Source organism: Pandoraea vervacti, assembly GCF_000934605.2.
Taxonomy (GTDB): domain Bacteria; phylum Pseudomonadota; class Gammaproteobacteria; order Burkholderiales; family Burkholderiaceae; genus Pandoraea; species Pandoraea vervacti.
Genome location: NZ_CP010897.2, coordinates 1,159,208 through 1,185,822, shown reverse-complemented (window position 1 = coordinate 1,185,822; position 26,615 = coordinate 1,159,208). Strand labels below are relative to the sequence as shown.

At 64.2% G+C, this 26,615-nt stretch carries 22 protein-coding genes; 6 read left to right on the top strand and 16 right to left on the bottom strand.

Features of this window, described 5'->3' with window-relative positions:
• Nucleotides 1-60 precede the first annotated feature (60 nt).
• The 9 genes from UC34_RS05355 to UC34_RS05315 all read right to left on the bottom strand — a co-directional run bounded on the left by UC34_RS05355 (nucleotide 61) and on the right by UC34_RS05315 (nucleotide 10,075).
• Entirely contained in the window at nucleotides 61-1,203 is a 1,143-nt protein-coding gene (locus UC34_RS05355) for a porin (RefSeq protein WP_044454465.1), read from the bottom strand.
• A gap of 182 nt (nucleotides 1,204-1,385) precedes the next feature.
• Nucleotides 1,386-2,642, bottom strand: coding sequence for a 3-(3-hydroxy-phenyl)propionate transporter MhpT (gene mhpT, locus UC34_RS05350; RefSeq protein ID WP_237165241.1), 1,257 nt, complete (start codon nucleotides 2,640-2,642; stop codon nucleotides 1,386-1,388).
• Nucleotides 2,643-2,987: 345 nt separating this feature from the next.
• Nucleotides 2,988-3,575 (bottom strand): MarR family winged helix-turn-helix transcriptional regulator, encoded by a 588-nt coding sequence (locus UC34_RS05345; RefSeq protein WP_084070374.1) that lies wholly within the window; start codon nucleotides 3,573-3,575, stop codon nucleotides 2,988-2,990.
• A gap of 183 nt (nucleotides 3,576-3,758) precedes the next feature.
• Nucleotides 3,759-4,124, bottom strand: a complete 366-nt coding sequence (locus tag UC34_RS05340; RefSeq protein ID WP_039400475.1) for a response regulator — start codon at nucleotides 4,122-4,124, stop codon at nucleotides 3,759-3,761.
• 47 nt (nucleotides 4,125-4,171) lie between these two features.
• Complete coding sequence (locus UC34_RS05335; RefSeq protein WP_052810903.1) at nucleotides 4,172-4,813, bottom strand: chemotaxis protein CheX; 642 nt, start codon at nucleotides 4,811-4,813, stop codon at nucleotides 4,172-4,174.
• A gap of 83 nt (nucleotides 4,814-4,896) precedes the next feature.
• Entirely contained in the window at nucleotides 4,897-5,511 is a 615-nt protein-coding gene (locus UC34_RS05330; RefSeq protein ID WP_044454463.1) for a hypothetical protein, read from the bottom strand.
• A 36-nt stretch (nucleotides 5,512-5,547) separates the two neighbouring features.
• Complete coding sequence (locus UC34_RS05325; RefSeq protein WP_072617440.1) at nucleotides 5,548-6,276, bottom strand: methyl-accepting chemotaxis protein; 729 nt, start codon at nucleotides 6,274-6,276, stop codon at nucleotides 5,548-5,550.
• An 87-nt stretch (nucleotides 6,277-6,363) separates the two neighbouring features.
• Entirely contained in the window at nucleotides 6,364-8,841 is a 2,478-nt protein-coding gene (locus tag UC34_RS05320) for an MCP four helix bundle domain-containing protein (RefSeq protein ID WP_237165240.1), read from the bottom strand.
• 277 nt (nucleotides 8,842-9,118) lie between these two features.
• Nucleotides 9,119-10,075, bottom strand: coding sequence for a LysR family transcriptional regulator (locus tag UC34_RS05315; protein ID WP_044454462.1), 957 nt, complete (start codon nucleotides 10,073-10,075; stop codon nucleotides 9,119-9,121).
• 134 nt (nucleotides 10,076-10,209) lie between these two features.
• Between UC34_RS05315 and UC34_RS05310 the strand changes: the two genes are divergently transcribed.
• Nucleotides 10,210-11,439 carry a flavin-dependent oxidoreductase gene (locus UC34_RS05310; RefSeq protein ID WP_044454461.1) on the top strand — a complete coding sequence of 410 codons (1,230 nt, stop codon included), beginning with the start codon at nucleotides 10,210-10,212 and terminating at the stop codon, nucleotides 11,437-11,439.
• Between the two features lie 78 nt (nucleotides 11,440-11,517).
• Nucleotides 11,518-12,873 carry an MFS transporter gene (locus tag UC34_RS05305; RefSeq protein WP_044454460.1) on the top strand — a complete coding sequence of 452 codons (1,356 nt, stop codon included), beginning with the start codon at nucleotides 11,518-11,520 and terminating at the stop codon, nucleotides 12,871-12,873.
• Here UC34_RS05305 and UC34_RS05300 read toward each other — a convergent pair whose 3' ends face one another.
• From UC34_RS05300 to UC34_RS05275, 6 genes are all read right to left on the bottom strand, one after another.
• Nucleotides 12,874-14,511, bottom strand: coding sequence for a gamma-glutamyltransferase family protein (locus UC34_RS05300; RefSeq protein ID WP_044454459.1), 1,638 nt, complete (start codon nucleotides 14,509-14,511; stop codon nucleotides 12,874-12,876). It lies immediately after the preceding gene.
• A gap of 73 nt (nucleotides 14,512-14,584) precedes the next feature.
• The gene (locus UC34_RS05295) at nucleotides 14,585-15,496 is read right to left on the bottom strand and encodes an ABC transporter permease (RefSeq protein WP_218919556.1); all 912 of its coding nucleotides are present in this window, start codon (nucleotides 15,494-15,496) and stop codon (nucleotides 14,585-14,587) included.
• Nucleotides 15,497-15,510: 14 nt separating this feature from the next.
• Nucleotides 15,511-16,455 (bottom strand): ABC transporter permease, encoded by a 945-nt coding sequence (locus UC34_RS05290; protein WP_044454458.1) that lies wholly within the window; start codon nucleotides 16,453-16,455, stop codon nucleotides 15,511-15,513.
• 13 nt (nucleotides 16,456-16,468) lie between these two features.
• Nucleotides 16,469-17,971, bottom strand: a complete 1,503-nt coding sequence (locus UC34_RS05285; RefSeq protein WP_044454457.1) for an ABC transporter substrate-binding protein — start codon at nucleotides 17,969-17,971, stop codon at nucleotides 16,469-16,471.
• Nucleotides 17,972-18,014: 43 nt separating this feature from the next.
• Nucleotides 18,015-19,151, bottom strand: a complete 1,137-nt coding sequence (locus UC34_RS05280; protein WP_044454456.1) for an ABC transporter ATP-binding protein — start codon at nucleotides 19,149-19,151, stop codon at nucleotides 18,015-18,017.
• On the bottom strand, nucleotides 19,148-20,173 hold the full coding sequence (locus UC34_RS05275; RefSeq protein WP_044457772.1) for an ABC transporter ATP-binding protein: 1,026 nt from the start codon (nucleotides 20,171-20,173) through the stop codon (nucleotides 19,148-19,150). The genes UC34_RS05280 and UC34_RS05275 overlap by 4 nt, the downstream gene beginning before the upstream one ends.
• Nucleotides 20,174-20,326: 153 nt before the next feature.
• Here UC34_RS05275 and UC34_RS05270 point away from each other — a divergent pair, with 153 nt between their 5' ends.
• Nucleotides 20,327-21,196, top strand: a complete 870-nt coding sequence (locus UC34_RS05270) for a LysR substrate-binding domain-containing protein (protein WP_044454455.1) — start codon at nucleotides 20,327-20,329, stop codon at nucleotides 21,194-21,196.
• 78 nt (nucleotides 21,197-21,274) lie between these two features.
• On the opposite strand, the gene UC34_RS05265 is transcribed toward UC34_RS05270, so the two are convergent.
• On the bottom strand, nucleotides 21,275-22,606 hold the full coding sequence (locus UC34_RS05265) for an MFS transporter (RefSeq protein WP_044454454.1): 1,332 nt from the start codon (nucleotides 22,604-22,606) through the stop codon (nucleotides 21,275-21,277).
• Nucleotides 22,607-22,766: 160 nt separating this feature from the next.
• On the opposite strand from UC34_RS05265, the gene cyoA reads away from it, so the two are divergent.
• The 3 genes from cyoA (at nucleotide 22,767) to cyoC (ending at nucleotide 26,608) form a co-directional block, all read left to right on the top strand.
• Nucleotides 22,767-23,819, top strand: a complete 1,053-nt coding sequence (gene cyoA / locus UC34_RS05260) for a ubiquinol oxidase subunit II (RefSeq protein WP_044454453.1) — start codon at nucleotides 22,767-22,769, stop codon at nucleotides 23,817-23,819.
• Nucleotides 23,820-23,943: 124 nt separating this feature from the next.
• Nucleotides 23,944-25,935, top strand: a complete 1,992-nt coding sequence (cyoB, locus tag UC34_RS05255) for a cytochrome o ubiquinol oxidase subunit I (RefSeq protein WP_044454452.1) — start codon at nucleotides 23,944-23,946, stop codon at nucleotides 25,933-25,935.
• The gene (cyoC, locus tag UC34_RS05250; protein ID WP_044454451.1) at nucleotides 25,928-26,608 is read left to right on the top strand and encodes a cytochrome o ubiquinol oxidase subunit III; all 681 of its coding nucleotides are present in this window, start codon (nucleotides 25,928-25,930) and stop codon (nucleotides 26,606-26,608) included. The genes cyoB and cyoC overlap by 8 nt, the downstream gene beginning before the upstream one ends.
• The last annotated feature ends 7 nt before the right edge of the window (nucleotides 26,609-26,615 follow it).

Here is a 26,615-nt window from a genome sequence, read left to right as displayed (position 1 = left end):
ACCTTACATTGCAAGCGCGACGTTTTCAGGGGAAACCCTGAAGCCGTCGCGCATCTCGCGTCAGAACGTGTGACGCATGCCCAGCATCACGCCTGCCTGACCTTCGCCTGCGGGCGGCGTGGTGCCGCCACCGCCGCCGCTGACCGAGTAGGCGGCACGGGCGCTGTTGAACAGGTAGGCGGCTTGTGCGTAGACAGCCGTGCGCACGGAGAGCGAATACGTGGCGCGCAGCGTCGTCATGGTGCCGCGCGTGTCGTGGTCGCTGTTGATGATGCGATAGACCTCGCCGTCGATCAGCCATGCCGGCGTGACGTTGTACGCGGCGCCGAGGTAGAACAGGTTCGAGTGCGTGTTGACGGCCGACGTCGATACGCGACGGCCCAGCCAGCCGCCACCCACCTTGAAGGCGCCGTACTTGTAGTACGCCCCGAGGGTCGTTCGCGTGTCCTTGTCGCCGCTGCTGGCAAAGGCCGACGTTGCCTGACCGTCGAAGAAGTTGGCCGCCGCGTTGGTACCGCCGCGCTGCTCTTCATACGATGCGGCCACGCCGAAGTTGCTCGCGTCGTACTTGAGCATGACCGACCAGTCGCGGCACTGCACCGACTGGCCCGGCACCTGCCCCGCACAGGTGCCCTGCCCCGGCGAGTTGCCCGTGCCGGCCGAGTCGCGCCCGAACGAGTAGCCCGCGCCGAACGTCAGGCCTTGCCAGCCGACCTGATACGTCACCGAGTTGTCGGTACGCGCATTGGGAATGTAGGCGTCGAACGAACCCATGCCGTAGATGTCCGGGCCGAGCACGTCGGAGCCGAGCAGCGCGTAGTACGTCATCGTGTACTGGCGACCGAACGACAGCGTGCCGTACGGCCCCTTCACGCCCACGAATGCCTGACGGCCGAACAGGCGTCCGCCCTGTCCGAGGTCGCCGCCACGAATGTTGAAGCCGCTCTCCAGCTGGAAGATGGCCGCCAGTCCGCCGCCGAGATCTTCCGAACCACGCAGCCCCCAGCGCGAGGGCAACTCGCCGGTCACGCCGGGCATGCGTACGACGGCGCCGTTCACGCTCGCATGCGAGACGTATTCGATACCGGTGTCGACGATGCCGTACAGCGTGACGTTCGATTGCGCGCCGGCCAGGCCAGGTGCGGCCAGTGCGGCGGTCGTCGCGAGCGCGAGCGGCAGGTGGCGAGAAAGACGAAATGCCATGAGTGTCTCCAGATTATTGATGTCGTTATGTGCTAAGTGACGCGTGTGAAACCAGAAAAAACGCGACGGCGGCAGTGCTATGCCATCCGTCGCGTGCAAGCGAAGCCGACTGTGCCGGTGTCGGAAATGACACCGGCGGTACCGGTGACAGCGCCGGTGACAGCGCTGGTGAAGGCGCCGGTTCAGTCAGCCGCGCGGGGACGACGGATCAGCGTGAGCGCGGCGAGCGCCGCCACGATGGTGACGGGGATGCTCGCACCGATCACCACGGCTGCGCTGCTGCCCACGGCGAGCAGCATGCCGGCGGCCAGCGGCCCGACGACCGAGCCGATGCGCCCGACCGCCACCGCTGCGCCGACGCCGGTGCCACGCATGGCCGTCGGGTAGTAAGCCGCAGCCAGCGCGTAGAGCACCGACTGTCCGCCGATGATGAACATGCCGGCAAAGAACGCGGCGGCGGCCAGCACGCTGAAGCCCTGTGCGGCGGCCAGGCCGATGAGCGAGGCGATCATGCCGAGATACATCCCGCCGATCACGAGCGACATGCGAGCACGATCCATCAGGTAGCCCAGGCACAGCACCCCGACGGCACTGCCGACGTTGAACAGAATTTGCACCCAGCCGATCTCACCGCGCGCCAGCCCTCGCGAGCCCATGAGCGACGGCAGCCAGTTCAGCAGGAAGTACAGCACGATCAGCGTGCAGAAGTACGACAGCCAGAGCTGGACCGTGGACATGCCGCGGCCTTCCGAGAACAGCACGGACGTCATCGGCGCCGGCGTAGCGTTCTGGCCTTGCGAAGTTGCCGCCGCGAAGGCGCGCGACTCCGGCAGGAACCACGCGAGCAACGGCAGCAGCAGCAACGGGCCGACACCGCCCACATAGAAGATGTGACGCCAGTCGGCGTCGCTCACGGCCAGCATGCCGATGGTGGCCGCAATACCGCCACCCAGCGGAATGCCGCAGTACATGATGCTCACCGCCGTGCCGCGCGAGCGCGGGGCGACCGCTTCGGACGACAGCGCAATCAGGTTCGGCATGGCGCCGCCCAGCCCGATGCCCGTGAGCACGCGCACGATCACCAGCATCCAGAAGTCCGACACGAACGCCGTGGCGATCGACAGCAGACCGAAGATCGCCGCCGAGAGCATGAGCACGCGCTTGCGGCCAATGCTGTCGGCAAGACGCCCACCGATCATCGCCCCCGGCAACAGGCCGAACGTGCCTGCCGAGAAGGCGATCCCCATTTGCGCAACGCTCAGCCCGAACTCCTTGGCCATGCCTCGCGCGGCGACGCCGACCGATTGCAGATCGAGGCCTTCGAGCAGTGCCACGGCGAAACACAGCGCCAGCGTGAGTGCGACCGGACTGGTCGCCCCCCGAGCGTTGTCCGCCCCCAACGGCAACGCCTGAACGTTGCCCTCCCGATTCGATTCCATGGTGTCTCCTGTTATCGTCTTTATGAACTTCGGTCGCTACCCTGCGCGCCCGGCAAACGCCGGAAACGACGTGTCAACGCACCCACACAACATCAGGAAACCTGATATTCAACACGAACTTGTGTCGGGCGTGACAACGCTGCGAGAGCGTTGTATCGCTTTCGTCTTACCGGGTCACTGGGATTCGGTCACGCGTTTCTCGTGCACCTGCGCGCAGCAGGCGACGGGGCGCGATCCGGATAGCCGCCGACCGGCATCGAAAGATGCCGAGCGCGGTGACGGACTCCATTTAATATCAAGCAACCTGACAATACAAGCAATCGGAAGGTCGGGACAAACCCGGAGTCAGTCGCGCAGATTGCGCACGAACATCTCGAGATGACGCTGGACGGCAGCGGCGTCCTCGCGCGAGACACCGGCACGCATGCGCGTGTCGATGTCCCTGGCGACGGCCTCGCATTGCGCCAGCACGCGGCGACCTTCATCGGTCAGTTGCAGCAGCACGATACGACCATGGTTCGGATCGGGCTCGCGGGTGATCCACTGGCGCGAGGCCATGACGCTCACGACTTCGTTGGCCGACTGAGGCGTGATGAACGAGCGCTGCGCGAGTTGCGCGTTGGAGAGCTTGCCGCGGGCGTCGAGCACCGAGAGCGCCGTGAACTGGGCCAGCGTGAGACCGAGCGGCGCAAGGGCTTCCGACATATGGCGGCGCAGCAAACGATCGAGACTGGCGATGACGTACGTCACACGCAGCTTCGAGCGACGCGGGCGGGTCTCCGCTAAGGTGTCCGCAGTCCCGGAAGTCCCCGACGTCCCCTGCACTGCCTGATCCGTATCGGCTCCGACTTCCCGTACGACGTCTTCGGACACGGCGGAGGCATTGGCGGAAGCCGCAGCAGCAGACTTCCTTTTCTGGGGAACAACGCTCATGATGGGTTGGCGAGAATGCAGATGTTCGCGTAATGCGGGAAAGTCAGCAGTGTAACGCCGCCGTCGCACGGTGGCGACGGTCTGCCCTCGATTCACCCTAACGATGAGCCGCGCTCGCCGAGAGTGCGCCGCCCCTCTCGCATCGGGCGCCAGGATCCGGCGCCCGGTCGCGCGGCGCCGGTGTCAGCTGGCGAGCTTGCGGAACGTCTCGAGCACGGCGTCGCCCTTGAACGGCTTGACGATCCAGCCCTTCACGCCGGCGGCCTTGCCGCGTTCCTTCATGGCCGGGCTGCTCTCCGTGGTGAGCATCACGACGTTGACGGACGCGTTCGCCAGTTCGCCGCGAATCTTCTCGACCATCGTCAGGCCGTCCATGTTCGGCATGTTCACGTCACTGATGACCAGACGCACGCCGGGGCTGGCCTTGATCTTGGCCAGACCGTCCTTGCCATCGACGGCTGTGTCCACGTCCAGGCCGTTCTTGCGCAGAAAGCCCGCGACTTCGTCGCGCACGGTGCTCGAATCATCGACCACGAGAATCTTCGACATGGTGTTGTCCTTGTGTGTAAGTGAGAGTGTGTTGATGAGCCGGGATCTCAGAACAATTCCAGCGCCCCGGTCTCGACAGGCTCGGCCGCGCCCTGTGCCGCCTCGCGAAATGCCTCGGGCGACCAGTTCAGGCTGAAGACGAAATGCTGATGCAGCGTGACGATCCGGCCATTCACCGGATCGGTCAGGCGGTAGACAAAGCACAACTGCGGATTGTCGGTGCCGAACGTGATGTACTTCTGCTTGTGGTTGATGAGTAGCGGCACCTGCACCTGCGTGCGGTCGACGGCGAGCGGATCGCCCATGTAACGGTTCTTGAACGCGCCCCACACCAGATTCGTCAACTCGCCCAGCATGCCGTTGAGTTCGCGAAAACCCGCCTGCCCTTCGCAGCGGCCTGTGTGTTCGAGCAACTGCATGAACGGCACCTGTTCGGCCTGCATCATCATGTAGCCCCGGCACCAGGCGCTCTCCAGCGGGATCAGGCTGAACACTTCGCCGAAGATGATGCGCTCGCGCACCACGCTGGGCGAGTCGCAGGTGACTTCGATGTCACCGAACAGACCGCGGAATACGCCGTCGGTGATGTCGATCATGCCCCGCACGAGGGCGTCCGGATACTCGTGCTCAACGCTGTCTTCGAGGATCAGGAACTGGCTGACCGACTCGCGGGAGGTGCTTCGGTTCATTGTCGTAATTTTCCTAGGACGTAAGGCGTGCAAGTCTTGTAAGTCTTGTAAAGCGATCGGCGCCGGCGAATATGGCGCGACGCTCAGAACAGTTCGAGTTCGCCACCGCTATCGTGCGCGTCGCTCACCTCGGCATGGAAGTCCAGCGGTGCATGCGCGCATACGCACAGCGTGGCGGCGAGCCGCACCGAGCCATCGAGCGTGATATCCCACGACGCCAGATGATTCGGCCGGAGTTGCATGAGGTGCGGCACGCAGCGCGCGCTCAGCACGTACGGCGTCGACATGCCGAGGTCGGGAAAATAGCCCAGCAATTCCTGATTGATCGCGCCGCAGCACAGGTTGCTGATTTCGAGGAAGGCTTCGCGAAACGATTTGTCGGGATCGTCTCCTACGAAGTACGCCTTCGTCGCGTCGTCCTCGTCGAAATGCAGCACGAGCAGCATGCGAAAGTCGATGCCCGAGATCGTGAGCACGACCACATGAGCGTGGCGCGCGGCCAGATCGACGCCGTTCTCGGGCCGCACGGCGTCGTCCGGCGTGCCCCGAGTTTCCTGAGTGCCCTGAGTGCCTGGAGTGCCGTAGCGCACGCCAAGCGGCGCGATGTCGCAGGGTGCGTCGGCCGAGCGGGCGAGCCGCGTGCGGGCGGCCTTATGGAGAATGCGTTCGAAACTCTCGCGTGCGTGAGCGCTGATCACAACGAAACCTGTCGGCTGAGTGGGGCGTGGGAGGGCCTAGTGGAGACGGGAATGCAACTGCTGCGCCAGCGCTTCAACACTGGACAGCGACGCCGCAATCATCTTGCCGCCTGCCTGGATGTCCTGGAACGTGGCGGTCGTGGTCACATCGTTGCGGTGCAGACTGTCGCGATAGCTCTTCGACAACTCCTCCGAACGTGTCGCGAGCGCACGCACTTCGCTTGCCACGATGCCGAAACCGCGACCGGCAGTGCCCGCGCGCGCGGCTTCGATGGAGGCGTTAAGCGACACGATCAGCACGTGACGCACGATCGACGCCAGTTCGTGGTTCTTCGCGTGCATGTCCTGGTTCTGCGTCATCAACGAAATCATCTGCTCGTGCCACCGCTCGAAGGTCGCGGCAAGACCGCGCAGTCGCGCAGCCTCTCCCGCAATGCGCTGCGCCTCACCCTGCCACATCGCCTTGGCTTCAAGTACCGAGGCCTCCGATTTGAGCGCGACCTGCAAGTCCTGTTCCGCCTGCGTCAACCGTGCCTGCAATGCCGTCATCGCCTCATCGTGGGTCTGCACAAGTGCCTCGTTGCCCGCAACGGCCACGCGTTCGCGCTCCAGCGCCTGCTCAAGCGCTTCGTCATGCGTCTTCGCGAGCGCACGCCAGTGCGCGGTGGCCTGCGCCATGCGCCAGCGATGCGCGACAAACCCGGCGACACCGGCACCGACCACGCCAACGAGCGCGCCGATGAGTAACCATTGAACTGCTTCCATACATCCGTCTCCGAAAGCGGCGCGGCGGCCGCAGACCGCAAGGGTCCGCGCCGCCTCACCCATCGTGCTTGCCTGAGGATTCGTGCGTCAGACCGTCCCGGTTTGCGACTGACCGTCGTGGGGCTGGCTCGCCGTGTCCGGCGCGTTGTCCCGCGCCACATGCGCCTCACCAGCGCCGATACGCGGCACCACGGCGTCCAGTGCGGGCAGATCGATGGCATCGGCCGCCACGCTGTTGAGGTCGAAGCCGTCGACGACGAGGGTGTCGGGCAGGCACACCACCGTCTGAAACTGACGGAACTCCGCGCCCTTGCGCTCGTCCGTGAAGCGCAATTCGATGCGACCGTGCTCGCGACGCACGAAGTCCTGCACCGCGTCCATCCCGACACCCCGACCGGAGACTTCGGTGACTTCCGATGCGGTCGAGAAGCCGGGGCGGAAGATGAACTGCGCGATCTGTTCGTCCGTCACGTAGGTCTCAGGCGTAATCCAGCCGCGCTGCACGGCGATGCTGCGAATGCGATGCAGGGCGAGGCCACGACCGTCGTCGGTGAGCGTGACCTGCAGCATGTTGTGATCGAGGCCGACTTCGATGTCGATGGTGCCGGCCACGGGCTTGCCCTTGGCGCGGCGCTCATCCGCACCTTCCAGACCGTGGTCCATCGAGTTGCGCAGCAAGTGCATGAATACGTCGCGCAGAATGCGCACGGCCGGCGCCCGCAGGCGATAGCCGTTGTCGTCGATGCGCACGACCGGCGCCGGTTTGCCGAGTTCGCTCGCGAGCGACGGCAGCGAATCCAGCACGCCGCCCAAGGCTTCGCCAACGCCCTCGGTACCGAGCAGACGCAGCGTCTGGTGCACGGCGTCGCGCATGGCGACCAGTTGGTGCAGATCGTTCGGGTCGGCCGCCTCCAGCATGCGCAGGCTGGCACGGATGTGCGCGCGATCGACGACCATCGACTGCTCGTCGGCAGCGCGGCCCGGGCCCTTGCGACCGAGACTGATTTCATTGATTTGCGCGTAGGCGTCCACCGCCTGACGCACGCGTTCGAGTTCTCGCATCATGCCGTCCTGATCCCACAGGCGCGCGACATCCGGTTGACGCAGCTCGTGATAGCGCTGCTCCGTCTCGTGCACCACGTTCGTCAGGTATTGCAGGTTGTAAGTGCGCGCATTGCCCTTGATCGTGTGCATGTTGCGGAACAGCTCCGCGATCGCGGCACTGTCGGCTTGCGAGTGCTTGCGGATGATGCGCTCGTTCTCGCGAATGAAGTCCGACGAGCTTTCGATGAAGTGATGGAACTTCTCCTGGCTGACCGCCAGGATCTCGCCGATCATCTCGAGACGCTGCTTTTGCTCGTTGGCTTCGGCGGCGAGTTCGCGCAGCTCGGTCACGTCGCGCACGCACAGCATCAGGCGCAGGATCGTGTCGCTTTCATCCGTGATCGCCGACCACGTCAGGTCCAGTTGCTTGACGCGACCATCGGGCATGCGCTTGCCGATCTCCCCGACCAGCAAATGTTCGTTGAACGCGAAGTTGATGGCGTCCTGTCCGATGCAGGCGTCGATGGCCGCTTCGACCTGCGACAGCGCGTCCAATCCGAGATCGCTGTCGCCGAACACCAGTTCCATGACACCGCGCCCCGCAATGTCCTGCGTCTCGAAGATCGCTTCGAGATAGGCGGAGTATTCGCCGTGCACCTTCGAGCCGTCGACAACGGTCAGAATGCCTTGCTGCATGTTCTGCAACATCGCCTGAATGTCGGCGGTCTTCTGCTTGAGCTGCGCCGAGCGCTCCTGAATCTTCTCGATCATGCCGTTGAAGGCCACGATGGAGTGCCCGATTTCGTCCATGCGGCCGACCGGCACGCGACGCGTGAAGTCCTGACTGTTGGCGATCTCGCTCATCATGGCCTGCATGCGAGAGAGCGGGCGGGTGATCTGGCGGTACAACAGCGCGCCAATGGCCGTGAGCAACACGATTGCCAGACCGGTCACGATGCCGATGGCGGTCGTGGTGGTCGAGAGCGTGTCGTTGAGCGTGATGATCGCCGAGTCTTTCTGCCGGTTCTTTTCGACGCGCAAGGTATTGACCACGCCTTCGAGCTCGTCGCGGTACTGCGCGACCATCGCGAAAAGGAACGCCTGCGCCATCTCGGTCTTGCCGGCCTGCTTGAGTTTGGCGGTGTCGTTGATGGCGTTGAAGTAGTTCTCGACGCTCTCGCGGGCCTGCGTCACCAACCCCTTCTGCGCATCGCTGGCCGCACCGTCGGCCTGACGCGCGAGCGACTGGTCGATCTCGTCACGCAATTTCCCGAGCGTGCCGAGCGCCTGTTCGACGACGGTTTCGTCCGGCGCATACACCAGCGTCATCGTGGCAATCTGCACTGCCTTGACTTGCGACACCAGATCGGCGGATGCGAGCGCGCTGGGCACCACGCCCTCCGTCACCTGACGAACCTTCTGCGCGCTGGCGCGTGTCTGATAGACGGCGTAGCCACCGATGATCGAGAGCGCCACGAACGTCAGGATCACCAATAGCGTAATTCGATGACGGATGGTCATTGCGTCATTTCCCCGGGTCGCACCGGCGCCCGGTGCCACGCGTGAGTTGACGCAGTAGATCGGCCGCCGAATTAGTTTGTAGATTCCTCGTGCGCCGTGATTATTGCGGGTGAAGTGTGACGATTCGATGAATCCACGGAAGCTTCACGCTTCCTCGACGGCTGTATGCCGTGTAGGAATCCAAGATGAGTGAGCGCATACCGACGTGTCGATGCGCGGGGGCCGTCCCACGCTTCGGTCGTCACACCGCCCCATCGGCAGAGCGCCCCAGTCAGCACTAACTTCCGCGCTCATCGGCCAACGCATCGATACGTTGCAGCGACGACACGGCCAATTCGGTGAACTGACGCCACAGTTCCGGCTTGGCGCGTCCGCGCTTGACGATACGATGGAACCCCAGCGTGACTTCGGGGTGAGTGAGCACCTCCCAACGCACGGCGCGATGGCGGCAGGCGGGCATGGCGAACGTCGGCATGATGGCCGTGCCGATGCCCGCCTCCGCCATGCCGATGAGTGTCTCGAAGCGGCGGAACACGGCGCGCGTGTCAATGGGGCGTTCTGCGCGGTCCGCGCCTTCGATACGCGCGAGATGGGTCTCGATCAGTTGCTGGATCGGGTTGTCCGGCGGCAAGCCGATCAGCGTTTCATCGCGCAGCGCGTCCCAGGTTGCGCTTCCTTTCGATGGCTCGCCTGACTTGCGAGGCAGTCGCCTTGGCGCCGCCGTGATTTTCATCAGGCGAAACGATTGCAGCAGCGTACGTTCGATACCGTGCGACGCCTTGGTGAAGAAGCCGAAGCCCATGTCGGCGTCGCCCTGCTCGACGAGCGCGTGCACCTGCGCAATTTCCGCCTCGTGCAACCGGAGATCCACGTCGGGGTGAGCGCTTGCAAACGTGCCGAACCATTCGGGCATGAGATGCGACGACACGAGCGGTGTCGCGGCGATGCGCAGCGTCTTGCGAGAGACCTGTCCGAACGCAGCAATCTGACTCGCCACGGCGTCCAGTTGCCCAACCGCTGCACTGGCGACCGGCAGCAGTGCATGCCCCGCTTCGGTGAGCGTGACGCTGCGCGTCGTGCGGTCGAACAACCGGCTGCCGAGCTGCGTTTCCATCTCTCGCATCATGACCGACAGTCCCGCCTGCGTAATGTGCAGACGCTCGGCTGCCCGCGTGAAATTGCCCAGCGTTGCCACAAGTACGAAAGCCTTCAATTGCCGTAGTGAGAGGTTCATTGCGAGGTCGTCGACGTTTCATAATCAATTCATATCAATTCATATGATAGTCAAAATTCCCTGATGAGCGCCGACGCGCTTTAATGGCAGCCATTCCAGAACCCAAAGCGCATCGCCGCTCAGGAGACACCCCCATGTCCTCATCGATCGATGTGGCTATCGTCGGCGCCGGTATCGGCGGACTGACGCTGGCCCTTAGCCTGCATGAAGCCGGTATTGCCTGCCGCGTCTACGAAGCGGTCCCTGAAATCCGTCCGCTGGGTGTGGGCGTGAACATCCTGCCCCACGCGACGCGCGTGCTCGCTGGCCTCGGTCTGGACGCCGCGCTGCGCGAGGTCGCCGTCACCACGCGCGAGTCGGCGTTCTTCAACCGCTTCGGCCAGTTCGTCTACAGCGAACCCGCAGGGGAATACGCGGGATATGCCTGGCCGCAGTTCTCGATTCATCGCGGCGATCTTCAGGGTGTGCTGCTCGCGGCGGTGCGGGAGCGTCTGGGGCAGGACGCCGTCGTCGAAGGCCACCGTTGCACGGGCTTCCTGCAAGACGACGACGCCGTCGCGATTTCGTTCGAATCGCCCGAGGGCGACACACTGCCGCCGGTCACCGCGCGTCTGCTCGTCGCGGCAGACGGCATTCATTCGGTCGTGCGCAAGCAGTTCTATCCGGCCGAGGGCGCGCCGCGCTATTCGGGCGTAAACATGTGGCGCGGCAGCGTCGTGTTGCCGCCGTTCCTGAGCGGCGCGTCGATGGTGCGTGCCGGGTGGCTGTCCGTCGGGAAGATGGTGATCTATCCGATTCGCGACAATGTCGACGGCCGTGGCAATCAACTGGTGAACTGGGTGGCGGAGATCGAAGCGCCACAGCCAGCACGTCGGGACTGGAACGGGATCGGGCGTCTCGAAGACTTCTTCCCGACCTTCGCCGACTGGCATTTCGACTGGCTGGATGTGGCAGGCATGATCGAAGCCACGCAGACGATTCTCGAATATCCGATGGTCGATCAGGACCCGTTGCCACGCTGGAGTTTCGGACGTGTCACACTGCTCGGCGACGCCGCCCATCCGATGGTGCCGCGTGGCTCGAACGGCGCCGGTCAGGCAATCCTCGACGCCCCATGTCTTGCCGCGCAGCTGCGCGAACACGGCCTGACGCCCGACGCCCTCACCGCTTACGAACGCATCCGCGGCAAGGCGACCGCCGACGTCGTGCTCATGAATCGAACGGCGCCGCCCGACGCGATCTTGCAGACCGTGCATGAACTCAGCGGGGACAAGCCTTTCGCGCACATCGACGACGTCATCAGCGCCGCCGAGCTCGCGCAGATTTCGAACCGCTACAAGCAGGTCGCGGGGCTGAGCCGGTAGCGCGCGCTTGCCTTTGATTTGCCCATTGAAGCAGTCCCACAGAGCCTCGCGCAAGAGGCCGACCCAGGAGACAGTGCCATGCCAAACCCGAGCATCGATCTGCGCACACTCATCGATGAGCGGCCCTTCGGCCGCTATCAGATTTTCGTCACGGCGCTTTGCGCGCTGATCGTGTTCCTCGACGGATTCGACACGCAGGCCATCGGCTACGTCGCGCCGGCCATCGTGCATGCCTTGGGCATCGAGCGCGCCGCGCTCAGCCCGGTGTTCTCGGCGAGCCTCGTCGGTCTCACCCTCGGTGCGCTCATCGGCGGGCCGGTCTCCGACCGCTTCGGACGTCGACCGGTGCTGATCGCGGGCATGCTGATCTTCGGGGCGATGTCGCTGGCCACGGCGCTCGCCACGTCCGTCACATCGTTGCTGGTGCTACGGCTCGCGACCGGCGTGGGGTTGGGCTGCGTGATGCCCAATGCCATCGCGCTGACCGGTGAGTTCGCGCCCGAGCGCGTGCGTTCGACCGCCATTATGGTGATGTTCTGCGGCTTCTCGCTCGGCGCCGCGCTCGGCGGGCTGGCGGCGGCCGGGCTGATTCGCGATTTTGGATGGCAGTCGGTGTTCGTCGTCGGCGGCCTGTTGCCGCTGCTCGCAGCGCTGCTCGCGTGGCGCTGCCTGCCGGAGTCGCCCCGGTTCCTGGTCGTTCAGGCGACACACCCGGCGCGGCTGCGCGCAGTCCTGCAAAAACTCGCGCCCGATCTGCCCCACGACGTGAGCATCGACAGCGGCCTCGACGTCCATGCCAGAGGGCAGGCGGGCGTCGGTGCGCTGTTCGCCGACAAGCGCGCGCGTATCACCTTGCTGCTGTGGGTGATCTTCTTCATGAGCCTGATGGATCTGTATTTCCTGTCGAGCTGGTTGCCGACCGTGATCCACGATGCCGGGATCGCACTCGACACCGCAGCGCTCATCACATCGATGCTGCAGATCGGCGGCACGCTCGGCACCCTCACGCTTGGACGCGTTTTCGACCGCGTGCCGCCGTTCAGGGCGCTCGGCGTCGTCTATCTCGGCGCTGCCGTCTGTATCGTGCTGGTCGGCCTCGCGGGCACGTCGGTGACGGTGCTTGCAGCAACGATCTTCGGGGCGGGGTTCTGTGTGGTCGGGGGCCAGATCGGCGCAAATGCCCTCGCGGCGCGCACTTATCCCACGACGATGCGCGGCACGGGTGTGGGCTGGGCGCTGGGGATCGGGCGCATCGGCTCCATCGTCGGACCGATCGTCGGGGGCGTGCTGCTGGCCCTGCACTGGGACCCGCAGCACCTGTTCATGATCGCCGCCGTGCCCGTGTTCGTCGCGAGCGTGGCGGCCTTTGCGATCAGCGTGGGGGCGCGACGCACCACGCGTCACACCGCCCACGCATCGGGCGAAGCGGTCTGATCAGTACCCGGCAGCGAGGCCGTCGCGACGGCTGTCGCTCGCGGCCACGTAGCCGCGCTCCGGATCGTTGCGATCCAGACGCCAGATGTACTGGCCCGAGCCGAAGTCCATGTACGGATCGTCGATGGACTTCAGCTTGTGGCCGAGCGCGACCAGACCTTCCACCGTCTCTCGATTCATCGTCGACTCGATATCGACGGTGAAGTCGCGATTGACCTTCCACCGCGGCGCATCGCATGCCGCCTGCGGCTGCTGACCGTAGTCGAGCATGCGAACGACCGACTGCAAGTGGCCCTGCGGCTGCATGTCGCCGCCCATCACCCCGAAGCTCATCACGGCCTCGTGCCGACCGTCGACCTTCTGCGTGAGGAATGCCGGAATGATCGTGTGGAACGGGCGCTTGCCGCCCTCGACCACGTTCGCCGACTTCGGATCCATCGAGAAACCGCAGCCGCGGTTTTGCAGCGCGATGCCGTAATCCGGCACCACCACGCCCGAACCGAATCCCATGTAGTTCGACTGGATGAAGCTGACCATCATGCCCTGTTCGTCGGCCGCCGTCAGGTAGATCGTGCCGCCGGACTTCGGCATGCCAAAGTCGAAGTGCGTCGCCTTGTCGGGGTTGATGAGCTTCGCGCGTTCGGTGAGGTAGCCGTCGTCGAGCATCTGCGCGGGCGTGACTTCCATCGAACGCGGGTCGGCCACGTACTTGTAGAGATCGGCGAAGGCGAGCTTCATCGCCTCGATCTGCAAGTGCTGCGAATGCACGCGGTCCACTGCGTGGCTGGAGACGTCGAACTTGTCGAGAATGCCCAGCGCAATCAGCGCGGCAATGCCCTGGCCGTTCGGCGGAATCTCGTGCACGGTATAGCCGCGATAGTCCTTTTCGATGGGCGTGACCCAGTCCGCGCGATAGGCGCGCAGATCATCGGCGGTCATCGCCCCGCCGTGCTCGACGTTCCACGCGGCGATACGCTCGGCGATCTCGCCCTCATAGAACGCGCGCGGACCTTCCTTGGCGAGCAGGCGCAGCGTACGGGCATGCCCCGGCATGCGCATCATCTCGCTGGTGGTCGGTGCGCGGCCGTTCGGCATGAAGGTTTGCGCGTAACCCGGCTGGTCTTTCAGCTCGGGCACGGCCGCCGCCCATTTGCGCGCGACGATGTGCGCCACGGCGTGACCGCGCTCAGCGATCTCGATGGCCGGGGCCATCAGGTCGGCGAACGGCAACTTGCCAAACTTCGCGTGCAGCGCTTCCCAACCGGCGATCACGCCGGGCACGGTGACCGTGTCGAGTCCGCGCATCGGCTGTTTGGCAATGCCGTGCTCCTCGCCGTACTTCTTGCGGAAGTAGTCGACACTCCACGCGCCCGGCGCGGTGCCCGACGCGTTCAGGCCGTGCACCTGCTTGCCGTCCCACACGAGCGCAAAGCAGTCCCCGCCCAGACCGTTGGATACCGGCTCGACGATGGTCATGCACGCGGCGGCGGCAATCGCGGCGTCGACGGCATTGCCGCCCTGCCACAGAATGCGCAGACCGGCTTGCGCCGCGAGCGGATGCGACGTCGACACGATGTTGCGGGCGAACACCGGCAGGCGCGGCGTCGGATAAGGGTTTTGCCAGTTGAATTGCGTCATGGGAGTCGCTGTTGTCCTTTATTTATCGTGGTTGGAATAATGCTGCCGACATGGTGCAAAGCCGTTGGGACCGTCACTGCTCGCGAGGATCCAGTGCATCTCGCAGGCCGTCACCCAGCAGGTTGAAACCGAGTACCGTCAGAAAGATGGCGATACCGGGAAAAATCGACATCCAGGGCGCTTGCTCGACGAAGTCCTTCGCCGTGTTGAGCATCGAGCCCCACGACGGCAGCGGCGGCAGTTGCCCCAATCCGAGAAACGACAGGCTCGCTTCGGCGATGATCGCGGTGGCGACCGTGAGACTCGCCTGCACGATGATCGGCGGCAGCACGTTCGGCAGGATGTAGCGCACGATGATGCGCGCATCCGTCAGACCGATGGCGCGCGCGCCTTCCACGTAGTCTTCCGCTTTGACGGTAAGCGCCTGCGCGCGTGCGAGCCGTACGAAACGCGGCATGGCCGACACGCCGATGGCGATCATCGCGTTCGTGAGGCTCGCGCCGAGAAATGCCGCCATCGCGATGGCAAGAATCAGGAACGGGATGGAGAGCAGCGCATCGGCCAGCCGCGACACAATGGCGTCGACCCAGCGACCGAAGTAGCCTGCAAGCAGGCCCAGCGGTACGCCAACGATCACTGCGATGCCCACCGAGACCACGCCGGCGGCCAGCGATGCACGCGCGCCGTAGATCATGCGCGCGAGAATGTCGCGCCCCAATTCGTCGGTGCCGAACCAGTGCAACGCGCCTGGCGCCTGACGCACCGTCATGAAGCTGGTAGCGATCGGATCGTAGGGGGAAATCCACGGCGCGAGCAGCGCAACGAGCACGGCAAAGGCGACGATGATCGCGCCCACGACAGCCGCCTTGTTACGCGCGAATTTGCGTAACCCCCGGTAGCGCCGCCGCGGCAGGGACTGCGCGCTTCCCACAGTGGGCGCCGGCGCGGCGCCGGAGGGAGTCGATGAGGTCTGAATGGCAGCCATGTTCGAAAGATGTCTCAGGCGCGACGCAGGCGCGGGTTGAGCAGGACGTACAGCACGTCGGCCAGCAGATTGAGCACGATGAAGCTCACGGCGGTGACCAGCACCACGCCCTGCACCACGGCGTAGTCGCGGTTGAACACGGCGTCCACGACCAGCTTGCCGAAGCCGGGAATCGTGAAGACCTGCTCGGTCAGCACCGCGCCGGCGAGCAATTCACCGAAGATCAGCGCCAGCACCGTCACGATCGGAATCAGGGCGTTGCGAAACGCATGCTTGAGCACCACCGTGCCGCGCAGCAGGCCTTTGGCGCGTGCCGTGCGGATGTAATCGGTGCGCAGCACGCCGAGCATGGCGCTGCGCGTGTGCCGCATCAGTTGTGCGCCCAGCGCCGCCCCGAGCACGAAAGCGGGCATCACCATGGTCTTGAAGCTCATCCACAAGTCCTCGCCCGGCGGTACGTAGCCGGACGAGGGCAGCCACTGCCAGCGTACCGAGACGAGGAAGATCAGCAGAATGCCGAGCCAGAAGTTCGGGATCGACATGCCCGAGAGCGCCAGCACGTTCGATCCGTAATCGATCGCACGGCCTCGATTGGCCGCCGACACGATGCCCAGCGGAATGCCGATGCCAATGGCGATCACCAGCCCGAACATGGCCAGTTGCAGCGTGACGGGCAGTTTCTGCGCGATGAGCGACGTCACGGGCTCACCGGTGCGAAGCGAGTTGCCGAGGTCGCCATGCAGCACACTACCGATCCACAGGGCGTACTGGGTGGGTAGCGGCTTGTCGAGGTGATACTTCTCGCGCAGCGCGGCGATCACCTGCGGGTTCTGGTCTTCCCCGGCCATCGCCAGCACGGGATCGCCGGGCAACATCTTCTGAAGCCCGAAGATCATCATCGACACGATGATCAGCGTGGGAATCGCAACCAGCGCGCGATGGGCGACGAGGCGCAGCATGGCGACGCTCTCCTTAGCCCTTGAGGCTCACGCCACGCAGGCGGATGAGGCCGTCCGGATAGGCGACGAAGCCCTGCACCTTCTTCGAGAGCACATACGGCCAGGGCTGCACGTACAGATACAGAATCGGATCGTCCTCGGCGAGGATCTTGTTCGCGGCGTCATACAGCGGCTTGCGCTCGGCGACCGTCGACTTCACACGGGCCTCGCCCAGCAGCTTGTCGACTTCCGCATTGCAATACTGGCCGTAGTTCAGATTGCCCTTGCACGAGACGAACTGGTGCAGGTTGCCGTCCGGATCCACGCGTCCCGACCAGCCGTTATAGAGCACATCGAAGTCGCCGCGATGCGCCGCGTCGAGCGCCGCCGCGTAGTCCATCGGACGCAGCTTGAGCGTAATGCCCGACTCGGCGAGCATGGCCTGCAGCATCTGCGCCATCTGGTTGGAGACGGTGCTGTTGCCGAAGCTCAGCGTGACGTCGACCTTCTCGAAACCGGCCGACTTGAGCAGCGCTTTCGCCTTGGCCACGTCGCGCTTCGTCGTCTTGATCGACGCGTCGTAATACTGCCCCGAGCGCGGCAACGCCTGATTCGCCGGGGTGAAAATGCCGCCGCCGATCACCTGATTGATGGCGTCGCGATCGATCGACAGATCGAACGCCTGCCGCACCCGCTTGTCTCGCAGCGCCTTGTTCGCATTGGCGGCCACGTTGAACGTCAGTCCGTAGTAGCCCAGCCCGTCCATCGAGATGAACGTGAGATTCGCGTCGCGCTTGACCGACTTCACGTCGGACGGGGACAGGCGTTCAAGCATGTCGAGCGAGCCCGAGCGCACGTTGGCGAGGCGCACCGTCGTATCCGGAATCGGCAGATAGATGACCTTCTGGATCGCGAACTTGTCGGCGTCCCAGAAGCCCGGGAATTTTTCGAGCACCACGCGATCGTTCTGCACACGCTGCACGAACTTGTACGGCCCCGAGCAAACCGGATGCGATTGCACGGCGGCGTCGTCCTTGAGCGACTTCGGCGCGAGCATCATGCCCGCGCGATCGGACAGCGTGGCGAGCAGCGCCGAGTCCGGCGTCTTGAGTACGATGTTGACGGTCGCGTCGTCCACGACATCCACGTGATCGATCGACGACAATTCGCTCTTGCGGTTGCTCGCCGGCATGCTGCGTGCGCGATCGAGGTTGGCTTTCACGGCTGCGGCGTTGAAGGGTTCGTCGTCGTGGAACTTCACGCCCTTGCGAAGGCGGAACGTCCAGGTCTTGTTATCCGAACTCACGTTCCAGGCGGTGGCGAGCATCGGCACGAACTTCAGGTCGGTGTCGATATCGACGAGCGAGCTGCACAGCGAGCGCAGCACCATGCGGTCGACCACCTGGGAGCTGCGCGCGGGATCGAGCGAACCGATGTCTTCCTGCAGGCCGATGCGCAGCGTCGATTGCGCCATGGCCGAGGCTGCCCCGGTCGTCAGAGCCGCCGCCAAAACAAGATCGAGCAGAACGTTGCGCATGCGTGGGATCCCTTGTCTGTGTGATGGTGTTGTAAAGGTGTGGTTATGCAGAGGTCGCGCTGGTGTTGCTGATGGTGCCTGCGGTGCTGAGCGTGTCGACGGCAGCGCCGCCGGCCTGCGCCTGACGCGCGCGATACAGCGCGAGTCGCTCACCGAGCTTCTCGCTTGGCGCGGTGGCGCGCGCAGGACTGGCCCCGGCGTTCTGGATGTCCCGCCAGAAGTGGCATGCGATCTGACGTCCGTCCACCAGCACTTCGGTCACCGGCCGTTGCTCGCGGCACGCGTCGCGCGCGTGCGGGCAACGCGGATGAAAACGGCATCCCGGCGGCGGCGCGGTCGGGCTCGGCAACTCGCCACCCAGCGGGGCACGCGCGCGTCGAAGGTGCGGACGGCTCGCCGGAATCGCCTGAAGCAACGCCTGCGTGTACGGATGCAGCGGGTTATCGAAAAGCGCGTCGGCGCTCGCCAACTCCACGATCTCGCCGAGGTACATCACCGCCACGCGGTCGCTCATGTGACGGATCACCGCCAGATCGTGCGCGACCATGATGAGCGTGAGGCCGAAGTCGTGTTTGAGGCGCTCCAGCAGGTTGATGACCTGCGCCTGCACGGAGACGTCGAGCGCGGAGACCGGTTCATCGCCGACGATCACGCGCGGCTCACCGGCCAACGCGCGCGCAATGCCGATGCGCTGACGCTGGCCGCCGGAAAACTCGTGCGGGAACCGCTGCGCGTAATCGGGCTGCAGACCGACGGTGCGCAGCAGCTCCGCCACGCGCTCGTCCTTCGCGCGCCCGCGCGCCAGGCCGTGCAGCGCGATGGGCTCGCCGATCAGTCCGCCGACGGTCATGCTCGGATTGAGCGAGGCAAACGGATCCTGAAAAATGATCTGGAGTTCGCGCCGCAGTCGTCGCATCGCGCCGGCGCCCAGCGTCATGATGTCTTCGCCCTGATAGCGCACTTCACCCTGTGTCGCATCGAGCAGACGCAACAGCAGACGCCCCAGCGTCGACTTGCCGCAGCCGGACTCTCCCACGATGGCGAAGGTCTCGCCCGCCTGCACGGCGAACGACACGCCGTTGACGGCATACACGGTCGGTGCGCGCGAGAAACCGACGCGATGGCCGCCGAAGTGCTTCGTGAGCTCGCGCGCTTCGAGAATCGGGGTGGGCGTGCTCATGCGATCACCGCTTGGCGAACGGGCGATGTCTGCGCTTCCACCGGCGCAAGCCAGCAGGCAACACGGTGCGCGCCGGACAACTTTCTCTGCGGGGGTACCTCCCGGGTGCACCGCGCTTCAGCGAAGGGGCATCGCGGCGCAAAGCGGCAGCCGGCGGGCATGCGCTCGGGCGACGGCACGGCGCCGCGAATCGTCGCAAGCGTGCCTTCGCGCTTGCCGATGGACGGAATCGCCCCCATCAGCCCGATGGTGTACGGGTGCTGCGGGTCGTCGAAGATTTCGCTCACCGTGCCATATTCGACGATCCGCCCGGCGTACATCACGGCAACGTCGTCCGCGACCTCGGCCACCACGCCGAGATCGTGGGTGATGAGCACCACGGCCGTGCCTGTCTCGTGTTGCAACGTCTGAATGAGAGAGAGCACCTGCGCCTGAATGGTGACGTCGAGCGCTGTCGTTGGTTCATCCGCGATGAGCAACGCGGGACGGTTGGCCAGCGCCATCGCAATCATCACGCGCTGACGCATGCCGCCGGACAGCTCATGCGGATAGTTGTCCAGCCGGGTTTGCGGCGCGGGAATGCGAACGCGCTTGAGCATGTCGAGTGCTTCGGCTCGCGCGGCGCGGCGGTCCAGTCCGCGATGACGTCGAATGCCCTCCTCGATCTGGTGACCGACGGTGAAGGACGGATTGAGCGATGTCATCGGCTCCTGAAAGATCATCGCGAGCCGGTTGCCGCGCAGATCGGCGAATTCGCGTTCATCCAGCGCGAGCAGGTCTCGGCCTTCGAACATGGCGCGACCGGCCACGACATTCGCCGGCGGACTGGGCAACAGCCCCATGAGCGAGAGCGACGTCACGCTCTTGCCACATCCCGACTCGCCGACGATGCACAGCGTCTTGCCGGGATGCACGGCGAACGAGACGCCGTCGATCAGGTTCGGTGCGTCGGGCGCCTTCGAGAATTTCAGCGACAGTCCGGTGACGTCGAGCACCGGCCCAGCGTCTGCGGGCATGGTCATGAGCGCGTTGTGTGGGTCGGCAATGCTGCGTCGATTCGCCTCAGGCCGGGCCATCCGGTCATGAGGAATGGGCATGACACGATTATGTCTTCCGCGCACAAAAAATAAATATTAATATTTCTTTTTCACAATTAAATTATTTTTAACTATCCGATGCTCACCTTGCGCATGCTGAAGACCTTCCGGCTGGTCGCGCAAACCGGTTCGTTCGCGGCAGCGGCCGAGCGCGCTGCGCTCACGCAGGCGGCCGTGAGCTTGCAGATGCGCGGCCTGGAAGACGCCGTGGGCCAGCGGCTCTTCGACCGCCGGGCACGCCAGATCACCCTCACGCGGCAGGGGCGCGATCTGTTTCCTCGCGTCGAACAAATCCTGGCGCTCACTGCCGAGCTGACCGCCACGCCCGCCGCCACCATGCAGGGGCCCGTGACCATCGGCGCGGTGGTCTCGGTCATCGGCGCGCTCTCGCTGGTCGTGGCCGAACTGAAGACGGCGCATCCGGGACTCGACGTGCGCCTGACGTCGGCGCGATCGGACGAACTGACCGATCTCGTCGAACAGGGTGAAGTGGATATCGCTGCGGTCGTGGCACGCGCCGACGATGCCCGCGCGGACGGTCTGGTGTGGACGCCGCTCTACACTGAACCGATGGTCATGGTCGTGAACCGCGACATCACCGAGTCCGATCCGCAACGCATTCTCGACAACGCTGCCTTCCTGCGTTTCGACCGTCGCGTTCGCACGGGACTGGTCGTCGAGCAGGCGTTACGCGCAGCGAAACTGAGCGTGACGGAATATCTCGAACTCAACTCCATCGAAACGATCGTGGCGCTCGTACGCAAGAACGTCGGCGTCTGCGTGCTGCCGTTGCTGCACCGTGGCGACTGGCAGTCCGACCCCCTGCTTCGCATCGTGCCGATCGCCGAGCCCCCTTTGCTGCGCACGGTCGGCATGATTCATCGCGAGCACGATTCGCGCACACGCGACATCACCGAGGCCATTGTCGGCATGCTCCACGAGGTATGAGCAAAGCCACAAGTCACAGACGTGACAACGGCGCGAACATTCTCGCGCCGTTGGTGGCATACAACGTCATGCAGAAAATCAGTCTTTCGTTTCGAGCGCCTTGTTGATGCGCAGCGCCAGCAACGTGCAGACCGCCCCGGAAAGCAGATAGCCGCTCACGGCGATCAGCCCGAATTCTGCCGACAATCCGAGCGCGACGAGCGGTGCGAATGCGGCCCCGAACAACCACGCGAAGTCGGTCGTGAGCGCCGCGCCGGTGTAACGGAAGCGTTGCTCGAAATTCGACGTCACCGTGCCTGCGGCCTGCCCGTAAGAGAGGCCGAGCAGGCCGAAGCCGACCAGAATGAAGATGTCCTGCTGGGCCGACCCGCCGCCCATCAGGAACGGCGCGAACAGGGCGAAAACGGCAATGAAGATCGCGAAAAGCCCCAAAGTGGTCCGCCGGCCAATGCGATCGGCAATGCGCCCCGAGATCACCGTGCAGATAATCGCGACCACCGCCCCGCATAGCTGCACGATCAGCACACTATTGAGGTCCTGCGTATTTTGCAGCGAAATCCACGACAGCGGGAACACTGTCACCAGATGGAACAGCGCGTAGCTCGCGAGCGCGGCGAAGGCGCCGAGAAAGATGTTGTAGCCCTGCGAGCGCACCATCTCCCGCGTGCTGATCGGCTCCAGTTGCCCCTCTTCGAGCATGGCCGTGTACTCGTGCGTCACGACCAGCCGCAACCGTGCAAAGAGCGCCACCACGTTCACGGCAAACGCGACATAGAACGGGTAACGCCAGCCCCAGGTCAGAAAGTCGTCCGGGTCGAGACTCCAGTGCAAGAACAGGAACAGGGACGCCGCGATGATGAATCCGATGGGCGCGCCCAATTGCCCCATCATCGAATACCAGCCGCGTCGCTGCGGCGGCGCATTCATCGCAAGCAACGACGGCAGCCCGTCCCACGACCCGCCGAAGCCGATACCCTGCAACAGGCGGAAGAATGCGAGCAGCCAGATCGCACGATCGCCCAACACCCCGTGGCCCGGCAAAAAGGCCATGCCGGCCGTGGCCGTGCCGAGCACGAACAGCGCCGCCGTGAGTTTCACGCTGCGCCCCCAGCGACGCTGCACGTTCATGAACAGCGCCGTGCCGAACGGTCGTGAAATAAACGCGAAGGAGAAGATCGTGAACGAATACAGCAGGCCGTGAAGACCGTCAGCGAATGGGAAGAAAACGTGAGGAAAGACGAGGACGGCGGCAATGCCGAACACGAAGAAATCGAAATACTCGGAGGCGCGTCCGACCACCACGCCGACCGCGATTTCCTCTGGCGCGATGCGGGACTTACTCCCGTGATCGTGCGCCGTCGGCGCGGCGGGTACGCCCGGCGTGGGCGATTGATGAGCACTGCTTGACATTATCGGACCCCCTCGCGGATCGGGATGACGATGACACTCGTGCCAGAAAAGCATCGCAGGTATCGTGAGTCACCGCTATAGGGTTTACCCTAAATTGATGCATCAAGATGCGGGGTCCATGATGGGTACGGTCTAAGGCTACGGTTCCATCGATCGCAGCATGACTTCCCCCAAGTTCCGCCGCGGGGTACTTTTACTCCCCGCCTTCGCGCTGCTGTCTGGCTGCAATACCGTCCTGATGTCGCCTTCGGGGGATCTCGCGGTGAGGCAGCGGGACATCATCATCATTTCCACCGTTCTGATGTTGCTGATCATCGTTCCGGTGATCGTGCTGACATTGCTGTTCGCCTGGCGATACCGGGCATCGAACAAGAACGCCGTCTACACCCCGGAGTGGGATCACTCGACGCTGCTCGAACTGCTGATCTGGGCAGCCCCGCTGCTCATCATCATTGCGCTCGGCGCACTCACGTGGGTCAGCACGCACAAGCTCGACCCCTACCGTCCGCTCGAGCGCATCGACGCCAGACGCGACATACCGCCCGACACGCGCCCGCTCACCGTGCAAGTGGTCGCGATGGACTGGAAGTGGCTGTTCTTTTATCCGGATCAGGGCATTGCGACCGTCAATGAACTGGCCGCGCCCGTGGACAGGCCGATTCGCTTCGAGCTGACCTCGACCACGATGATGAACTCCTTCTTCGTGCCGGCACTCGCCGGTCAGATCTACGCCATGCCGGGCATGGAGACGAAGCTGCACGCGGTCATCAACAAGCCCGGCGTGTACGACGGCTTCTCCGCGAACTACAGTGGCGCGGGCTTCTCGGGCATGCGCTTCAAGTTTCACGGCATGACGGCGGACGAGTTTGACGCTTGGGTCAGGCAGGTGAAAGCGAAAGGCGAAAACCTCTCGCGTGACAAGTACGAGGCGCTCGCAAAACCGAGCGAATGGGTGCCGGTGAAGTATTACGCCGATGTCGCCCCTGACCTTTACGACGCCATCCTGAACCGTTGTGTGCAGTCGGGCCAGACGTGTCTGAAGGACATGATGGCCCAGCCCAACCACTCACACGCCAACCGAGGGCGCTCGCGCGGCACCGACGCCGCCGACGCTGCCGACGCGCTGCTTTCCGACGCCATGTGTACGGCGCAGAACACCGTGCGGTTCGCACTGGATGCGCAACGCGCGCCCGGTTCCGCGCTGGCGCAGTAACGTGCGCAGTGACTTGATGACGTGGTGACGCAATGAGTGGGAAGCCTGGGTGCATGGCGGCATATCGCGCCCGTCTTCCCGACAACGACGCGCCTTGCGCGCGAATGATTCCAGGTTCGAGCTTATGGACATCGTCAAGCTGATCTTCGGTCGCCTCACTTTGGAGGCGATCCCGTACCACGAACCCATCCTCATCGCGACGTTCGCAGGCGTGGCGATCGGCGGCATCGTCGTGCTGGGCGCCATTACCTACTTCAAGTTGTGGGGCTACCTGTGGCGGGAGTGGTTCACGAGTATCGATCACAAGAAGATCGGCATCATGTACGTGATTCTGGGCATCGTCATGCTGCTGCGCGGTTTTGCCGACGCCGCGATGATGCGCATGCAGCAGGCGGTCTCGTTCGGCGACAACATGGGCTACCTGCCGCCGCATCACTACGATCAGATTTTCACGGCGCACGGCGTGATCATGATCTTCTTCGTGGCCATGCCGCTCGTCACCGGTCTCATGAACTTCGTGGTGCCCTTGCAGATCGGCGCGCGCGACGTGGCGTTCCCGTTCCTCAACAACTTCAGCTTCTGGATGACCACGAGCGGCGCGGTGCTCGTGATGATGTCGCTCTTCGTCGGCGAATTCGCGCGCACCGGCTGGCTCGCCTATCCGCCCTTGTCCGGTGTGCTGCAAAGTCCGGACGTCGGCGTCGACTACTACATCTGGGCGTTGCAGATCGCCGGGGTGGGCACCCTGCTCTCGGGGATCAACCTGCTCGTGACCATTGTGAAAATGCGCGCACCGGGCATGACGATGATGCGCATGCCGGTATTCACGTGGACCTCGCTGTGCACCAACGTGCTGATCGTGGCGGCTTTCCCGGTGCTCACCGCCGTGCTGGCGCTGCTCGCACTCGATCGCTACGGCGGCACCAACTTCTTCACGAACGATCTCGGCGGCAACGCCATGATGTACGTGAACCTGATCTGGATCTGGGGCCACCCCGAGGTCTACATTCTCGTGCTGCCGGTGTTCGGAGTGTTCTCGGAAGTCGTCGCAACGTTCTCGGGCAAGCGCCTGTTCGGTTACGCGTCGATGGTCTATGCGACGGTCGTGATCACGGTACTGTCCTATCTCGTGTGGCTGCACCACTTCTTTACGATGGGCTCGGGCGCCAGCGTGAACTCGTTCTTCGGGATCACGACAATGATCATCTCGATACCGACCGGCGCGAAGATATTCAACTGGCTGTTCACGATGTACCGGGGACGAATCCACTTCGAAGTGCCGATGCTCTGGACGGTGGGCTTCATGGTGACCTTCGTGATCGGCGGCATGACCGGCGTGCTGCTCGCGGTGCCGCCCGCAGACTTCTCCCTGCATAACGGCCTGTTCCTGATCGCCCACTTCCACAACGTGATCATCGGCGGGGTCGTGTTCGGCGTATTCGCCGCGATCAGTTACTGGTTCCCGAAGGCGTTCGGCTACAAGCTCGATCCGTTCTGGGGAAAGTGCTCGTTCTGGTTCTGGTTCATCGGTTTTTACGTCGCGTTCATGCCGCTCTATCTGCTCGGCCTGATGGGCGTGACGCGCCGCGTAAGCCACTTCGACGATATGTCCCTGCAGATCTGGTTCCAGGTCGCTGCCGTGGGGGCGCTGCTCATCGCAATCGGCATCGGCTGCTTCATCATCCAGCTGGTCGTGAGTTATCTGCGCCGCGATCAGTTGCGCGACGACACGGGCGACCCGTGGGGCGGCCGCACGCTGGAATGGTCGACGTCCTCGCCGCCGCCGGTCTACAACTTCGCCTTCACGCCGCTCGTTCACGACAACGACGCCTGGTGGCAGATGAAGCAACACGGCTTCAAGCGTCCGATGGACGGTTTCATCCCGATCCACATGCCGAAGAATACCGGCGCGGGCATCATCCTCGCCGGGCTGGCGACGGTCTGCGGCTTCGGGCTCATCTGGCACATGTGGCTGGTGGTGATCGTGGCCTTCGTCGCGCTGCTGGCCGTGGCCATCGGTCATACGTTCAACTATCACCGCGACTATTACATCCCGGCCGATCAGGTCGAACACACGGAGGCAGCGCGCACGCGCCTGCTCGCCCAGCATGTCTGATACGACCGCAACCTTCCCGGCAGGCGGCGCCCCGCTCGGCGGCGGTGCCCACGCCCCGGCCTCCGCACCGCCGCGCGATGGCGAATTGAAGTTCATGATGACGAGCGACTACCACCCCCCGGGTGGCACGTTGCTCGGCTTCTGGATCTATCTGATGAGCGACTGTCTCATCTTCGCCTGTCTGTTTGCGGCGTATGGCGTGCTCGGTCGCAATTACGCCGGCGGTCCCACCGGCGCGGAACTGTTCGAACTGCCGCTCGTGGCCGTGAACACGACATTCCTGCTGCTCTCGTCCATTACGTACGGCTTCGCGATGCTGGAGATGCAGCGGCGTCGCCAGCGCGCCGTCGCCGGGTGGCTCATCGTGACCGGCGTTCTCGGCGCCGCCTTCCTGTCGCTCGAACTGTACGAGTTCGCCACCCTGATTCACGAAGGCGCCGGACCGTGGCGCAGCGCATTCCTGTCGTCGTTCTTCACGCTGGTGGGCACGCACGGGCTGCACGTCACGTTCGGCATCGTCTGGCTGATCACCTTGCTCGTGCAGATCAACAAGCACGGGCTCACCGCGCCGAATCGCCGACGTCTGATGTGTCTGTCGATGTTCTGGCACTTTCTGGACGTCGTGTGGATCGGCGTCTTCACGTTTGTCTATCTGATGGGGGTGTTGCCATGAGCCAGGA

Coding starts and splice junctions, on each gene's coding strand:
- UC34_RS05315 (WP_044454462.1), bottom strand. CDS start 10,075: ATGAACCTCTCACTACGGCAATTGAAGGCTTTCGTACTTGTGGCAACG.
- UC34_RS05345 (WP_084070374.1), bottom strand. CDS start 3,575: ATGAGCGTTGTTCCCCAGAAAAGGAAGTCTGCTGCTGCGGCTTCCGCC.
- UC34_RS05280 (WP_044454456.1), bottom strand. CDS start 19,151: ATGAGCACGCCCACCCCGATTCTCGAAGCGCGCGAGCTCACGAAGCAC.
- UC34_RS05270 (WP_044454455.1), top strand. CDS start 20,327: ATGCTCACCTTGCGCATGCTGAAGACCTTCCGGCTGGTCGCGCAAACC.
- mhpT (WP_237165241.1), bottom strand. CDS start 2,642: ATGGAATCGAATCGGGAGGGCAACGTTCAGGCGTTGCCGTTGGGGGCG.
- UC34_RS05295 (WP_218919556.1), bottom strand. CDS start 15,496: ATGGCTGCCATTCAGACCTCATCGACTCCCTCCGGCGCCGCGCCGGCG.
- UC34_RS05325 (WP_072617440.1), bottom strand. CDS start 6,276: ATGGAAGCAGTTCAATGGTTACTCATCGGCGCGCTCGTTGGCGTGGTC.
- UC34_RS05310 (WP_044454461.1), top strand. CDS start 10,210: ATGTCCTCATCGATCGATGTGGCTATCGTCGGCGCCGGTATCGGCGGA.
- UC34_RS05335 (WP_052810903.1), bottom strand. CDS start 4,813: ATGAACCGAAGCACCTCCCGCGAGTCGGTCAGCCAGTTCCTGATCCTC.
- cyoC (WP_044454451.1), top strand. CDS start 25,928: ATGTCTGATACGACCGCAACCTTCCCGGCAGGCGGCGCCCCGCTCGGC.
- cyoB (WP_044454452.1), top strand. CDS start 23,944: ATGGACATCGTCAAGCTGATCTTCGGTCGCCTCACTTTGGAGGCGATC.
- UC34_RS05340 (WP_039400475.1), bottom strand. CDS start 4,124: ATGTCGAAGATTCTCGTGGTCGATGATTCGAGCACCGTGCGCGACGAA.
- UC34_RS05290 (WP_044454458.1), bottom strand. CDS start 16,455: ATGCTGCGCCTCGTCGCCCATCGCGCGCTGGTTGCGATTCCCACGCTG.
- UC34_RS05355 (WP_044454465.1), bottom strand. CDS start 1,203: ATGGCATTTCGTCTTTCTCGCCACCTGCCGCTCGCGCTCGCGACGACC.
- UC34_RS05285 (WP_044454457.1), bottom strand. CDS start 17,971: ATGCGCAACGTTCTGCTCGATCTTGTTTTGGCGGCGGCTCTGACGACC.
- UC34_RS05320 (WP_237165240.1), bottom strand. CDS start 8,841: ATGACCATCCGTCATCGAATTACGCTATTGGTGATCCTGACGTTCGTG.
- UC34_RS05300 (WP_044454459.1), bottom strand. CDS start 14,511: ATGACGCAATTCAACTGGCAAAACCCTTATCCGACGCCGCGCCTGCCG.
- UC34_RS05275 (WP_044457772.1), bottom strand. CDS start 20,173: ATGACCATGCCCGCAGACGCTGGGCCGGTGCTCGACGTCACCGGACTG.
- UC34_RS05305 (WP_044454460.1), top strand. CDS start 11,518: ATGCCAAACCCGAGCATCGATCTGCGCACACTCATCGATGAGCGGCCC.
- cyoA (WP_044454453.1), top strand. CDS start 22,767: ATGACTTCCCCCAAGTTCCGCCGCGGGGTACTTTTACTCCCCGCCTTC.
- UC34_RS05265 (WP_044454454.1), bottom strand. CDS start 22,606: ATGTCAAGCAGTGCTCATCAATCGCCCACGCCGGGCGTACCCGCCGCG.